Origin of the sequence: Lysobacter auxotrophicus (genome assembly GCF_027924565.1) — a bacterium.
GTDB classification, from domain to species: Bacteria; Pseudomonadota; Gammaproteobacteria; order Xanthomonadales; family Xanthomonadaceae; genus Lysobacter_J; species Lysobacter_J auxotrophicus.
The window spans coordinates 175,844-188,330 of the sequence record NZ_AP027041.1 but is presented as its reverse complement, the minus strand read 5'-3'; the positions used below and the strand labels follow the sequence as shown (position 1 = coordinate 188,330).

Sequence of the window (12,487 nt, the reverse complement as noted above, 5' to 3'; positions counted from 1 at the left end):
GCGCCCCGATAGTACCCTCGCCCCATGCCCGAGCTGCCCGAAGTCGAAACCACCCGTCGCGGCCTGGCGCCGCATGTCGAAGGCCGCCGCGTGTCCGGCGTCGTCCTGCGCCGGCCCGACCTGCGCTGGCCGATCCCGTACGAGGTCGTGAGCCTGCTCCCCGGCCAGCGCGTGCAGGCGGTGCGCCGTCGCGCCAAGTACCTGCTGCTCGACACCGCGGCGGGCAGCGCGCTGCTGCACCTGGGCATGTCCGGCAGCCTGCGCGTGCTTCCCGCCGACACACCCGTGCGCACGCACGACCACGTCGACATCGCGCTCGATGCCACCGGTCGACAAGGCGCGCGCGTGCTGCGCTTCAACGACCCGCGACGGTTCGGCTGCCTGCTCTGGCAGCCGCCGGGCGAAACGCACGAACTGCTCGCCGGCCTCGGCCCGGAACCGCTGTCGGACGATTTCGACGGCGACTACCTGTTCGCGCTGAGCCGCGGTCGCAGCGCGCCCGTGAAGACCTTCCTGATGGACCAGCGCGTGGTGGTCGGCGTGGGGAACATCTACGCCGCCGAGGCGCTGTTCGCCGCGGGGATTTCGCCGCTGCGCGAAGCGGGCAAGGTCTCGCGTGAGCGCTACCAGCGCCTGGCTGCGGACATCCGGCGCATCCTCGGCCACGCGATCGAACGCGGCGGCACGACGCTGCGGGATTTCCTGGCGCCCGACGGCGCGCCGGGCTATTTCGAGCAGGAGCTGTCCGCCTACGGCCGCGGCGGCGAACCGTGCCCGCGTTGCGGACGGCCGCTGAAGCAGGCCTCGATCGGCCAGCGCACCACCGTCTGGTGCGGCCGCTGTCAGAAGTAGGTCGGCCTCAGCCTCGCTTTCACCGGCGGCGTGTCGGAAAAAACTGAAAGCTGTCGCGCCGAATCCCTACACGACCAATTCGTGGTGACAGTCACGGAAAAGCGTATAGTCCGGTGCACTGCGCACGGGGCTTCCCATGGCCGATACCGCTGATATCACGCTGCTGCTGGATGCCGCACGGGAAGGGGACCGGGGTGCCCTGGACCGCGTCCTGGCGACGCTCTATCAGGAACTCCACACGATGGCCCGGCGGCAACTGGCCGGGCAGCACGGACAGACGCTCGATGCGACCGCGCTGGTGCACGAGGCGTACCTCAAGCTGATCGGTCGCCGCGAGGCGCAGTTCGACGATCGCGCGCATTTCTTCGCCTATGCCGCCTCCGCGATGCGCAGCGTCGTGGTCGATTACGCGCGCCAGCGCCTGGCGCAGAAGCGCGGCGGCGACCTGCATCGCGTCACCGAATTGCCCGACGACGTCGAAGGCGGGCTGCGGCTGGACGAAGACACGCTCGGCCTCGACACCGCGCTGACCAAGCTCGCCGCCGTCGATCCGCGCCTGGCGCAGGTGGTGGAGCTGCGCTACTTCGCCGGTTTGTCGGAACTGGAGATCGCCGCGCTGCTGGAACGCTCCGAGCGCAGCATCCGCCGCGACTGGCAGAAGGCGCGGCTGTTCCTGCTGGCTTCGCTGAAGGAGTAACGGCGAGGGCGAGCGCGGCAGAACGGGGCCGCGCAGGCGCGCCTGCGATGACAGTCCTCCCGTCCGCGACTCACCCGTCCGCCTCCCGCCTCACGTTTCGCCTTTCCCGTTCCTGAGTCCCCATGGATCCCGAGCGCTGGCAACGCATCTCCCCGCTGCTCGACGCGCTCTTCGAACTGGAGGCGCCGGCGCGCGAGCTGCGCCTGGCGCAATTGCGCGAGGAAGATCCGGCGCTTGCCGCTGAGCTGCAGACGCTCATCACGCTGGACGAAAGCCACGAGGATTTCCTCTCCGAACCGCTGATCCCGCCGCTTTCCGCGCTGCGCGCCGGCGGCGAAGTCGGGCCGTATCGCCTGGAACGCCTGCTCGGCGAAGGCGGCATGGGACAGGTGTGGCTCGCCGCGCGCGCCGACGGTCTTTACCAGCGACGCGTCGCACTCAAGCTCCTGCGTCCGGGCCTGGCGGACAGCAACCTGCGCCTGCGCTTCTCGCGCGAACGCCAGATCCTCGCGCGCCTGGCGCATCCGCACATCGCGCGCCTGCTCGACGCCGGCATCAGCAGCGACGGCCTGCCGTACCTCGCACTGGAATACGTCGAAGGCGAGCCGATCACCGATTACTGCCGCAACCACCAGCTGCCGCTGGAGCAGCGGCTGCGCATGTTCCACCAGATCTGCGACGCGGTGAGCCACGCACACGCGAACCTCATCGTGCATCGCGACCTCAAGCCGTCGAATATCCTGGTGACGCCGAGCGGCGACGTGCGCCTGCTGGATTTCGGCATCGCGAAACTGCTCGATTCCGACGCGCCGATGATCGAACAGACGCGCACCGGCGTGCGCGCGTTCACGCTGCACTACGCCGCGCCCGAACAGGTGCGCGGCGAGCCCGTCACGACGATGACCGACGTGTACGCGCTGGGCGTGGTGCTGTTCGAACTGCTGACCGACACCAAGCCGTACCGCCTGAAACGTCAGACCGACGCGGAGTGGGAAGAGGCGATCCTTGCCGCCGATCCGCAGCGTCCTTCGCAGACGATGCTGCGTCGCGCCGAAGACGCCGGCGCGGACGTGCACGCATTGCGCCGGCACGCGCGCATGCTCGCGGGCGACCTCGACAATATCGTGCTCAAGACGTTGTCCAAGCGGCCGGAGCATCGCTATCCGTCGGTCGAGGCGCTTGCGCTCGATCTCAGCCGTTACGAAGCCGGACGCCCCGTGCAGGCGCGCCCGCAGAACGTCGGCTACCGCGTCGGCAAATACCTGCGTCGCCATCGTTGGGCGCTTGCGACGGGCACGCTCGTGGCCCTCGTGCTGACGGCGGCGCTGGCGATCGTCGCGTGGCAGGCGCGGCAGGCTGTCGCCGAAGCCGGTCGCGCGCAGGCGATGCAGGACTTCATGGTCGGCGTGTTCGAAAGCGCGCGCGGCACGCCGGAAGGCCAGGCGCTCGACCTGCGCGGCCTGCTCGACGATTCGCTCGATCGCGGCAATCGCGAACTCGCGTTGCAACCGCGCGCGCGCGCCGAACTGCTCGGCGTGATCGCGCGACTGCGCATTGGCCTTGGCGATTACCGCGAAGCGCTGGTGCTGCTCAATCGCCAGGCGGGCATTCTCGATACCGCCACCGACGTGCCGGTGAGCCTGCAACTGGAATCGCTCACGCAGCGCGGCCAGGCGCTGCGGCTGCTCGGCGAGGCGCGCCAGTGCATCGGCCTGATGCAGCCCGCGCTTCCCACCGCACGTCGCGAACAGGCGCAGTTGCCGCCGCAGGTCAGCGAGTTCTACTCGCAGCTGGGCCGCTGCCGTCGCGACAATGGCGAACGGCAAGGCGCGCGCCAGCTGTTCGAGCGCTCGCTCACGTTGCGACGCGACGATCGCGACGATGTCGGCACCGTCGAGAACCTCATCGACCTGGCGAACCTGCAGGCCGATGCGGGCCAGTCCGGCGCGGCGCTGCAGGGTTACCAGCAGGCGCGCACGCAGCTGCAGCAGAAGGTCGGTTCGCGGCACGCGTTGATGGTCGAGATCGGCTCGCACATGGCGTCGCTGCAGCAGGGCATCGAGCAGACCGATGCGGCCGAACGCTCGGCGACCGGCGCGTTCGCGCTCGCGCTGGAGGTGTACGGCGCGCAGCATCCGGCGACGCTGTCGCTGCGCCGGCAGCTGGCCGCGCTGCACATCGAGCAGGGCCGCTACGCGCAGGCCGAGCGCGAGCTGCGCGACGCGATCGCGTTGCAGCAGCTGCGCGTGCATGCCGGCGGCGATCCCGCCGAGACCCGGCACGGCGCGAGCGAGCTGGGGCGGCTGCAGCGCCAGCTCGGACTGGTCGCATGGGAACGCGGCGACAGCACGACGGCGCTGGCGTCGATGCAGCACGCGGTGGCGCTCGCGCGCAAGGAAGGCGACGACGCGCGGCTCGCCGACGCGTTGTTCGACCAGGCGCGCCTGCTGCACGCGGCCGGTCGGGATCGCGCGGCGCTGAAGTCGCTCACCGAAGCGCGCGAGCTTCGCATCGCGCAGTTCGGGCCGCGGCACGCGCTCATCGGCGACAGCGACCGATTGCTGGGCGTGATCGAACTGTCGCTGGGCGACCACGACCAGGGCATGGCGCATCTGGCGCAGGCGGTCACGCTCACGCGCAGCGGCTACGGCAGCACGCACCCGAACACGCGCGAGGCCGAGCTGTCGCTCGCGCACGCGCAGGCGCTGGAAGGCGACGACGGCGCGCTGACCCGGCTGGATGCGCTCGCCGGCCTGTCGCACGGCGATCTCGACCTGCGGCGCACCGCATGGCGCGCGCAGGCGTATGCGGCGCAGCTGCGCTGCCACGGGCCGGATCGCGATCCGGCGATGGCGCGACTGGACGCGTTGCAGGACCAGCTGCGCGACGCACAGCCTGACGGCGGTGCGATCCCGCGCGAAGTCGCGGCGATCGTGCGCGGCTGCGGCTAGAACCTACAGCGGCAGCGGCGGCTGCACCGGTTCGATGATCCCCTCGCCGCTCATCACCTTCTTGTATTCCGCGCGCGAGACCGAGACGTAGCGGTCGTTGCCGCCGATCTCCACCTGCGGCCCTTCGCGCACCGCGCGGCCCTGCGCGTCGACGCGCACGACCATCGTCGCCTTCTTGCCGGTGTGGCAGATGGTCTTGATCTCGGTGAGCTCGTCCGCCCACGCGAGCAGGTACTGGCTCCCTTCGAACAACTCGCCGCGGAAATCCGTGCGCAGCCCGTAGCAGAGCACCGGGATGCGCAGCGCATCGACCACTTCGCTGAGCTGCCAGACCTGCGCCTTGGTGAGGAACTGCGCCTCGTCGACGAGCACGCAGTTGAGCGTGCCGTGCTGCGCGATGTCGCGACGCACGATGGCGTCCAGGTCGTCGTTATGCTCGAACGCGATGCCTTCCGAGCGCAGCCCGATGCGCGAGGCGACCACGCCGGCGCCGGCGCGATCGTCCAGGCGCGGGGTCAGGATCGCCACGCGCATGCCGCGCTCGCGGTAGTTGTGCGCCGACTGCAGCAGCGTGGTCGTCTTGCCGGCGTTCATCGCCGAATAATAGAAATAGAGCTTCGCCATACGCGCAGTGTACGGCGCGCCCGCCGTGCGCCACAGGCTTGAAAACCAGCCGATTTTGCGTTGCCTGGAACCCGTGGCGCGTTCAGCGCCGCTGCCCGCGCGTCCGCACCGCCGCGGCCCAGCGCTGCGCGACGGCCGGCGAGGTGATGCACACCGCATCGAAGGTCACCGTGGTGACGGCGCGTTCGAGCAGCTGGATGTCCGCCTCGTGCTGTCGCGCCACGTGCGGGTCCTCGAAGAAGATGGCGCGCTGGCACTGGCGTTCCAGCACCAGGTCGGCGATCTGCGCGTCGCCGCCCATCGGGCCGCTCTGGAAGCGCTGGACCCACGCCTGCCCCTGCGGCCAGCCGCGGCTCCATGCCAGCTCGTTGAGTCGCTGCCCGGTGGTGCCGGTCGCGACGCGGCGCTGGAAGCGCGACAGCACGTCGAAGTGCTCCGACGCGTAGGCCAGCATCTGCGGCTTCATCGCGTCGTGCGCGATCAGCGCGAGCGTCTGCTGTTCGAACGCGTGCAACGAATCGGCGCCCGGGTCCGGCGCGAAACCGGCGTGCATCCGCTCCACTTCGATCCAGTCGCGCGCCGAGGCGACGGTGGAAATGAACGGCTTGCCGTGGATCACGCACTGGCGCTTGAGCGCGATCGCCTCGGGAAACACCGAGGAGGGATCGACCGGATCGATCAGGTAGATCGCGCCGTCGAGCGTGCGTTCCGGGCTGCCGAGGCCGACGACTTCGGCCACCAGTTTCATCAGCCCGCCGTCGCGTCCGTACGGGTAGCGGCGAAGCCCGGTGTAGCCGGGCAGCATCCCCGCCGAGGCGATCGCGTCGAACGTGCGCCCGACGGTGTGCAGTTCCATGCCCAGCTCGCGGATGCCGGCCTCACAGACCTGCAACCAGCGGAACAGCGCGGCGTCTTCGCGAAGGTGGTGAAGGCGGTTGGCTGCGAGGCCCAGGCGCATGGCGGATCCGGTTGAAGGAGCGAAGCCGGAGTCTAACCGCGACCTCGCGCCCGTTCGGCAGGCCCGCTCGCCATGGCCCGATCAGTCGTCGCGGTCGCCGCTTGCCTTGCGGGCGGGTCCGACCTCGACCGCGCCGTCCTTCCAGATCGCGTCCTCGACGGCCCAGTAGCGGTCCGGGTCCATGCGCCACGCGGCGTACATCGGGCGCAGGTCGATGCTGCCGACGCTGTCGGCGGCACTCTCGGCGCCCGGGCCGGGCGCGGACACGATGAGGCGTCCATCGTGATAGCCGACATGGCTTCCGGTGATCTGCGTCTTGTGGCGCAGGATCGCCGCCGCCAGTCGCGGCTTGGCCACGTCGTCGCCGTACTGCGCGTACAGCGCGGCGCCTTCGCGGAGCGCGGCGGCGCGCTGCGCCTCGTCCAGTTCCAGCCACATCTTCTCGCGCAGCACGACGAAGCTGGGATACAGGCGTTCGGCGGCGAGATCGGCCCATGCGTAGGCCAGCGCGGGATCGCGCTCGACGCCCACGCCGTGCCAGTACATCAGGCTGATGCGGTGCTGCGAGTACTTGTCGGCATAGCGCGCGGCGAGCGTGAACTGGCGCAGCGCGTCGTCCCAGCGGCCCTGCGCGGCGCTCTCGCTCGCGTACAGGCGATGGCGTTCGTTCGGGAAATCGCCCGACAGGCGCGTGCGTTCGTCCAGGTCGCTCGCGCTCATGCGGTCGGTGGGCGCGACCACCGCGGCGAGCGCTTCCGGCGAAGGCGCCGCGGGCCCCGCGAGCGCGGTGGCGAAGAGGATCGACGTCAGCAGTTCCATGGCGTTCTCCGTCGTTGTGTTGGGTGATGCGTCAGTGCTCGCGCGGATCCTGCGGTGCGCCGCGACCGCCGCGACGCACGGTTTCCAGCTCGCCGATCTCGACCGTACCTTCGAGCAGGCGATCCTGTTCCTGCCAATACCCGTCGAGGCGTTGCAGGCCGCCTTCCTTGCCGTAGAGCTCGTCCTCCGAGCCCGACAGCGACACGGCATACGCCGCCGCGTTGCTCCCGACCTCGGTGGCGAACACGCCGTTGACCGGTCCGCCGCCCGTGTCGAGCTGCTGGTTGCGATAGCCGACGCGGCTGCCGGTCATGTTGCGCGCGAAGCGACGGATCTCGGCTTCGGCGCGCGGCTTGGCCACCTCGTCGCCGTAGCGCGCGTAGTACGACTCGCCTTCGCCGGGAACGCGCGCCTGCTCCTGCGCGCTCAGCTGCGCCCACATCTTCTCGCGGATCGCGAGCAGCCGCGGATTGCCGCGCTCGGCGGCCAGGTCGCTCCAGATGTACGCCTGCACGCGATCCACCGGCGTGCCCACGCCGTGCCAGTGGATCAGGCTCAGGTAGTGCTGCGAATACTTGTCGGCATAGCCGGACGCCATTTCGAACCGGCGGATGGCGTCGTCGTAGTGGCGCTGCTGGTAGGCCTTCAGGCCCTGTACGCGGAATTCCTCGTTCGGGCGGCCGCGCAGCGACGGCAGCATCGCGTCGAGTTCCATGAAACTCGCGCCGGTGAGCGGCGGCGCCTCGTCGGCATGCGCGCCGGCGGCGAACAGCAGCGCGATCAGCGCGGGGACCAGGATGCGTGGGGTGGACATGGCGACCCTTCCTTCCAGCTGGAGAACGGGACATCGGCGCGACGGCCTTCGCATCATGACGCCGCCGTGTTCAGCCAGGCAGCGCGCCCATCGACAAGGCGCTTCCGGCACAATACGCGGCCGCCACCGCGGCAGCAAACACGCCCCATGCACGGTCTCAATCCCCCTCAGCGCGCCGCCGTCCTGCACACCGACGGCCCCCTGCTCGTGCTCGCCGGCGCGGGCAGCGGCAAGACGCGCGTGATCGTCGAGAAGATCGCGCACCTGATCGCATCGCGCACGATGCCGGCCAAGCGAATCGCCGCCATCACCTTCACCAACAAGTCGGCAAAGGAAATGAAGGAGCGCGTCGCCAAGCGCATCAAGGGCGACGCGGCCGAAGGCCTGACCGTGTGCACCTTCCATGCGCTCGGGCTGAAGTTCCTGCAGATCGATCACGCCAAGGCCGGCCTGCGCCGCGGGTTTTCGGTGTTCGACAGCGACGACAGCAACGCGCAGATCAAGGACCTGATGCCTGCGGGCAGCAAGCCCGACGCGATCGACGACATGCGCAACCTGATCTCGCGGGCGAAGAACGCCGGGCTGTCGCCGGAAGAGGCGCTCGCGGTGTCCAAGAGCCCGCGCGAGATGGAAGCGGCGCTGATGTACCAGCGTTACCAGGCGCGGCTGTCGACGTTCAACGCGGTGGACTTCGACGACCTCATCCGCCTGCCGGTGCAGATGCTGGAAGCCGACGAGACGCTGCGCCTGGCGTGGCGCGAACGCATCGGCTACCTGCTGGTCGACGAGTGCCAGGACACCAACGACGCGCAGTACCGCCTGCTCAAGGCGCTCGCCGGCGACAAGGGCCTGTTCACCTGCGTGGGCGACGACGACCAGTCGATCTACGCCTGGCGCGGCGCCAATCCCGATAACCTGCTGCAGCTGGGCCGTGACTACCCGTCGCTGCAGATCATCAAGCTGGAGCAGAACTACCGCTGCTCCAATCGCGTGCTGCGCACGGCGAACGCGTTGATCGCGCACAACCCGCACGAGCATCCCAAGACGCTGTGGAGCGACCAGGCCGACGGCGAGCGCATCCGCGTGTGGGAATGCCGCGACAGCGCGCACGAAGCGGAGAAGGTCGCCGCCGAGATCCACTTCCTCGCCGCCGCGAAGACCGCGCCGTGGAGCGATTTCTGCATCCTGTTCCGGGGCAATTTCCAGAGTCGTGCGCTGGAAAAGGCACTGCAGCTGCTGCGCGTGCCGTACCACCTCAGCGGCGGCACGGCGTTTCTGGAACGCGGCGAAGTGAAGGACGCGCTGTCGTGGCTGCGCCTGATCGCCAATCCCGACGACGACGCGGCGTTCCTGCGCGCCGTGCAGTCGCCCAAGCGCGAGGTCGGCGCGACGACGCTGGCCAAGCTGGCTGAAATCGCCCAGCACGCGCACATGCCGATGTCGCGCGCCGCCGAACAGATCGGCGTGCTGAAGCAGTTGCAGCCGCGCGCGGCGAACGCGCTCGACGGTTTCGTCAGCATCGTGCGGCACCTGCGCGGCGAGGCGTTCAAGATCTCGCCGGCGGAACTGGTGCGCGTGCTCGCCGAAAAGAGCGGCCTGCTCGCGTCGATCCGCGCGCAGTGCAAGGACGAGGCGACGTTCCAGCGTCGCAAGGAAAACCTCGAAGAACTGTCGGAATGGTTCGACGGCGGCAAGGGTTCGGGCCCGGGCGAACTCGCCGCGCAGCTCGCGCTGCTCTCGCACGCCGACAAGGGCGAGCCGGGTAACCAGGTGCGATTGATGTCGCTGCATGCGGCCAAGGGTCTGGAATTCCGCTACGTGTTCATCGTCGGCATGGAAGACGGCACGCTGCCGCACGAAATGGCGCTGGAAGAAGGCTCGCTCGAGGAAGAACGCCGACTGCTGTATGTGGGCATCACGCGCGCGAAGGAACAGCTGTGGCTGTCGCATTCGCGCGAGGCGTCCAAGTGGGGCGACAAGATCCGCCTGAAGCCGAGCCGTTTCTACGACGAGCTGCCGGCGGCGGAAATCCAGCGCGACGGCGCGGACCCGGTGGCGGACGCGGCGCGCAAGCAGGAACGTGCGGCCGCGGGGTTCGCGGCGATCAAGGCCTTGCTGGGCGAATAGGACGGCGCGTGCACGCATGAACCTCACGCGCATCCACCACGTCGCGATCATCGCCTCCGACTACGCGCGGTCGAAGGATTTCTACACGCGCGTGCTCGGCCTGCGCGTCGTCGCCGAGGCGTATCGCGAGGCGCGCGATTCCTGGAAGCTCGATCTCGCGCTCCCGGACGGCACGCAGATCGAACTGTTCTCGTTCCCCTCGCCGCCACCGCGTACGTCGCGGCCGGAAGCCTGCGGCCTGCGGCATCTCGCCTTCGAAGTCGCCGACGTCGCGGCGAGCGCGGCGGAACTGGAATCGCACGGCGTGGCGGTCGAACCGGTCCGCGTCGACGAATACACCGGCCGGCGCTTCACCTTCTTCGCCGATCCGGACGACCTGCCGATCGAGCTGTACGAGGCCGGCGCATGAGCTTCACGATCCGCCCTGCGACCGCGGTCGATCACACGCGCATCCTTGCGCTGAATCTCGAGTCCGAGGAGATGCTCAGCCCGATGGATGCGGCGCGGCTGCAGGAACTCGACGCGATGGCCGCTTATCACCGTGTCGCCTGCGAGGGCGACGAGGTCGTCGCGTTCCTGCTCGCCTTCCGCGAAGGCGTCGCGTACGACAGCCCCAACTACGTCTGGTTCGCGCAGCGGTATCCGCACTTCCTCTATGTCGACCGGATCGTCGTGGCCGGCACGCACCAGGGTCGCAAGCTCGGGCCGCTGCTGTATCGCGACCTGTTCGAGTTCGCGCGCGCCTCCAGCGTGGACACCGTGACATGCGAGTTCTACACAGTCCCGCCGAACGAAGCCTCGCGCCGTTTCCACGCGGCATTCGGCTTTGCGGAAGTCGGTTCGCAATGGGTGGCCGAGGGACGCAAGCAGGTGTCGTTGCAGATCGCGCGCGCGTGAGGCGAACCGCCCGTCCGTGAAACGGCAGCGCAGCATGGCTCGGCTAGAATCGCGCGTCCTTTCGGAAGTGCCATCGCCATGTCGCCTCGCGCCCTCACCCTGTCCGTCCTCGCCTGCGCGCTCGCGCTGGGCGCCTGCAAGCGCGCCGACACGCTCGCGCCCGACGCGCCCGCTCCCGCGGCCACGCCTGCCGCGGCCGCGAAGCCGGCGACGCCGGCCGACGACAACCTCAATGCCGTGCTGTGGGTGCAGGCCAGCGCCGAGTACCCGGCCGCGACGACCACGATCTATCGCGCCGCCGCGGACAAACTGGACGTCGCGCTGAAGGAAAAGCACTGGGACGCGCTGGTGACCGGCGAACGCGGCAATCCGGCCGACGGCCTGCCGCCGGCGGTCGTCATGGACGTCGACGAGACCGTGCTCGACAACTCGCCCTACCAGGCGCGCCTGGTCAGCCAGGGCAAGGAGTACGACGAGGTCACCTGGGACGCGTGGGTCGCCGAGAAGAAGGCGCGCGCCGTGCCGGGCGTGGTCGATTTCGCCAAGGCCGCCGCCGCGAAGGGCGTGACGATCATCTATCTGTCCAACCGCGCCGTGCACCTGAAGGACGCGACGATCGCCAACCTCAAGGCCGTCGGCATGCCGGTGAAGGACGACAGCGTGTTCCTCGGGCTCGGCACCGTCGTCGAAGGCTGCGAACAGAACGGCAGCGAGAAGGATTGCCGTCGCCGCCTCGCCGGGCAGCAGTACCGCGTGCTGATGCAGTTCGGCGACCAGCTCGGCGACTTCGTGCAGGTGACCGCGAACACGCGCGAAGGCCGCGCGCAGTTGCTGGACGAATACGGCGACTGGTTCGGCGAACGCTGGTTCATGCTGCCCAATCCGACGTACGGCAGCTGGGAGCCGGCGCTGTTCAACAACGAGTGGGCCCAGCCGCGCGAGGCGCGCCGCGAGGCCAAGCGCGCGGCGCTGCGGCAGGAGTGAGGGTCACGCCTTCAAATTCAAAGACTTGCACCGCATCTCTTAAGGGGTTGCATTAGGTTTGAAGGCCCGTTAGTCTGCCCTCCGTCCGGCGCGAGCCGGAGCCATGCCACAACTCGAAGTCCTCCGGCCCCGGCCGGATTTGAAGGAGGCCCCGGCCTCCTTTTTTCTTCGCCGGCGCGCCCACGCCGGCCATCGCGCCTCCCAGAACACATCGCCATGACCCCGGATGCGCTTGGCTATCCGGGCGGCGTAGCGCCGCGCGAAATGTGACGTCGGTCGCAATTCTTGGACGCCGACCGGGCCATGCCCTTCAGGAAGCTTCAGCCCGGCCGATGGAGCGAACAGGCGAACTACGCGCAGTGAGGCGCAACGAAAGGCCATGAAGCGAGTCAGAGCCACGGTGGGCGCCGTGCTCTGCGCAATGGTGGTAGTAACGGCGAGCGCGAATGCGCATGCGGCCGGCGGCCGCATCACGTTCACGGGCAGCGTGGTGAATCCCACCTGCGCGCCCGCCGTCATCCAGACACCTGCACAGACCGTGCCGCAACACCTTCATCGAACCACCTGCGCGGGGACATCGAGCCCCTCGACCTACACCTTGCAGGTGGAACCCGCGACGGCGCATGCGCGCTCGCAACTGGTGAGCTACTACGCGGGTTACGTCCGCGCTGCGGGCAACCAGGAAACGGTCTGGGTGGCGACGCAGACGTACGACTGACCAGGAAGGTTTACGACCCCGATGCGCGCGGCTTTAGCCGGCGCGC

The 12,487-nt window shown here is 69.2% G+C and carries 12 protein-coding genes; 8 read left to right on the top strand and 4 right to left on the bottom strand.

The annotated features are described in order from the left end of the window. Window positions 1-24: 24 nt before the first annotated feature. The 3 genes from mutM to LA521A_RS00860 all read left to right on the top strand — a co-directional run bounded on the left by mutM (window position 25) and on the right by LA521A_RS00860 (window position 4,500). The gene (gene mutM / locus LA521A_RS00870; RefSeq protein ID WP_281780518.1) at window positions 25-852 is read left to right on the top strand and encodes a bifunctional DNA-formamidopyrimidine glycosylase/DNA-(apurinic or apyrimidinic site) lyase; all 828 of its coding nucleotides are present in this window, start codon (window positions 25-27) and stop codon (window positions 850-852) included. 136 nt (window positions 853-988) lie between these two features. Beyond that, a complete protein-coding gene (locus LA521A_RS00865) occupies window positions 989-1,549 on the top strand; it encodes an ECF-type sigma factor (RefSeq protein ID WP_115844418.1) in 561 nt (186 codons plus the stop codon). Between the two features lie 122 nt (window positions 1,550-1,671). Beyond that, complete coding sequence (locus LA521A_RS00860; RefSeq protein WP_281780517.1) at window positions 1,672-4,500, top strand: serine/threonine-protein kinase; 2,829 nt, start codon at window positions 1,672-1,674, stop codon at window positions 4,498-4,500. A 3-nt stretch (window positions 4,501-4,503) separates the two neighbouring features. Here the strand turns inward: LA521A_RS00860 and LA521A_RS00855 are convergent, their stop codons facing one another. From LA521A_RS00855 to LA521A_RS00840, 4 genes are all read right to left on the bottom strand, one after another. Continuing rightward, window positions 4,504-5,124, bottom strand: a complete 621-nt coding sequence (locus LA521A_RS00855; protein ID WP_281780516.1) for a thymidine kinase — start codon at window positions 5,122-5,124, stop codon at window positions 4,504-4,506. A gap of 82 nt (window positions 5,125-5,206) precedes the next feature. Further along, complete coding sequence (locus LA521A_RS00850; protein ID WP_281780515.1) at window positions 5,207-6,082, bottom strand: methylglyoxal synthase; 876 nt, start codon at window positions 6,080-6,082, stop codon at window positions 5,207-5,209. An 81-nt stretch (window positions 6,083-6,163) separates the two neighbouring features. Continuing rightward, window positions 6,164-6,901, bottom strand: a complete 738-nt coding sequence (locus tag LA521A_RS00845) for an SEL1-like repeat protein (protein ID WP_281780514.1) — start codon at window positions 6,899-6,901, stop codon at window positions 6,164-6,166. A 31-nt stretch (window positions 6,902-6,932) separates the two neighbouring features. Further along, window positions 6,933-7,715 carry an SEL1-like repeat protein gene (locus LA521A_RS00840; protein WP_281780513.1) on the bottom strand — a complete coding sequence of 261 codons (783 nt, stop codon included), beginning with the start codon at window positions 7,713-7,715 and terminating at the stop codon, window positions 6,933-6,935. 147 nt (window positions 7,716-7,862) lie between these two features. On the opposite strand from LA521A_RS00840, the gene LA521A_RS00835 reads away from it, so the two are divergent. From LA521A_RS00835 to LA521A_RS00815, 5 genes are all read left to right on the top strand, one after another. Next, entirely contained in the window at window positions 7,863-9,842 is a 1,980-nt protein-coding gene (locus LA521A_RS00835; RefSeq protein WP_281780512.1) for a UvrD-helicase domain-containing protein, read from the top strand. A 16-nt stretch (window positions 9,843-9,858) separates the two neighbouring features. Continuing rightward, on the top strand, window positions 9,859-10,251 hold the full coding sequence (gene gloA2, locus LA521A_RS00830; protein ID WP_281780511.1) for an SMU1112c/YaeR family gloxylase I-like metalloprotein: 393 nt from the start codon (window positions 9,859-9,861) through the stop codon (window positions 10,249-10,251). Continuing rightward, window positions 10,248-10,739, top strand: coding sequence for a GNAT family N-acetyltransferase (locus tag LA521A_RS00825; RefSeq protein ID WP_281780510.1), 492 nt, complete (start codon window positions 10,248-10,250; stop codon window positions 10,737-10,739). The genes gloA2 and LA521A_RS00825 overlap by 4 nt, the downstream gene beginning before the upstream one ends. 78 nt (window positions 10,740-10,817) lie before the next feature. Continuing rightward, the gene (locus LA521A_RS00820; RefSeq protein WP_281780509.1) at window positions 10,818-11,723 is read left to right on the top strand and encodes an HAD family acid phosphatase; all 906 of its coding nucleotides are present in this window, start codon (window positions 10,818-10,820) and stop codon (window positions 11,721-11,723) included. A 379-nt stretch (window positions 11,724-12,102) separates the two neighbouring features. Then, complete coding sequence (locus LA521A_RS00815) at window positions 12,103-12,441, top strand: fimbrial protein (protein WP_281780508.1); 339 nt, start codon at window positions 12,103-12,105, stop codon at window positions 12,439-12,441. Window positions 12,442-12,487 lie beyond the last annotated feature (46 nt).

What these genes read in the sequence shown, in the direction of transcription:
- mutM (WP_281780518.1), top strand. Translation starts at nt 25, where the DNA reads ATGCCCGAGCTGCCCGAAGTCGAAACCACCCGTCGCGGCCTGGCGCCG.
- LA521A_RS00865 (WP_115844418.1), top strand. Translation starts at nt 989, where the DNA reads ATGGCCGATACCGCTGATATCACGCTGCTGCTGGATGCCGCACGGGAA.
- LA521A_RS00860 (WP_281780517.1), top strand. Translation starts at nt 1,672, where the DNA reads ATGGATCCCGAGCGCTGGCAACGCATCTCCCCGCTGCTCGACGCGCTC.
- LA521A_RS00855 (WP_281780516.1), bottom strand. Translation starts at nt 5,124, where the DNA reads ATGGCGAAGCTCTATTTCTATTATTCGGCGATGAACGCCGGCAAGACG.
- LA521A_RS00850 (WP_281780515.1), bottom strand. Translation starts at nt 6,082, where the DNA reads ATGCGCCTGGGCCTCGCAGCCAACCGCCTTCACCACCTTCGCGAAGAC.
- LA521A_RS00845 (WP_281780514.1), bottom strand. Translation starts at nt 6,901, where the DNA reads ATGGAACTGCTGACGTCGATCCTCTTCGCCACCGCGCTCGCGGGGCCC.
- LA521A_RS00840 (WP_281780513.1), bottom strand. Translation starts at nt 7,715, where the DNA reads ATGTCCACCCCACGCATCCTGGTCCCCGCGCTGATCGCGCTGCTGTTC.
- LA521A_RS00835 (WP_281780512.1), top strand. Translation starts at nt 7,863, where the DNA reads ATGCACGGTCTCAATCCCCCTCAGCGCGCCGCCGTCCTGCACACCGAC.
- gloA2 (WP_281780511.1), top strand. Translation starts at nt 9,859, where the DNA reads ATGAACCTCACGCGCATCCACCACGTCGCGATCATCGCCTCCGACTAC.
- LA521A_RS00825 (WP_281780510.1), top strand. Translation starts at nt 10,248, where the DNA reads ATGAGCTTCACGATCCGCCCTGCGACCGCGGTCGATCACACGCGCATC.
- LA521A_RS00820 (WP_281780509.1), top strand. Translation starts at nt 10,818, where the DNA reads ATGTCGCCTCGCGCCCTCACCCTGTCCGTCCTCGCCTGCGCGCTCGCG.
- LA521A_RS00815 (WP_281780508.1), top strand. Translation starts at nt 12,103, where the DNA reads ATGAAGCGAGTCAGAGCCACGGTGGGCGCCGTGCTCTGCGCAATGGTG.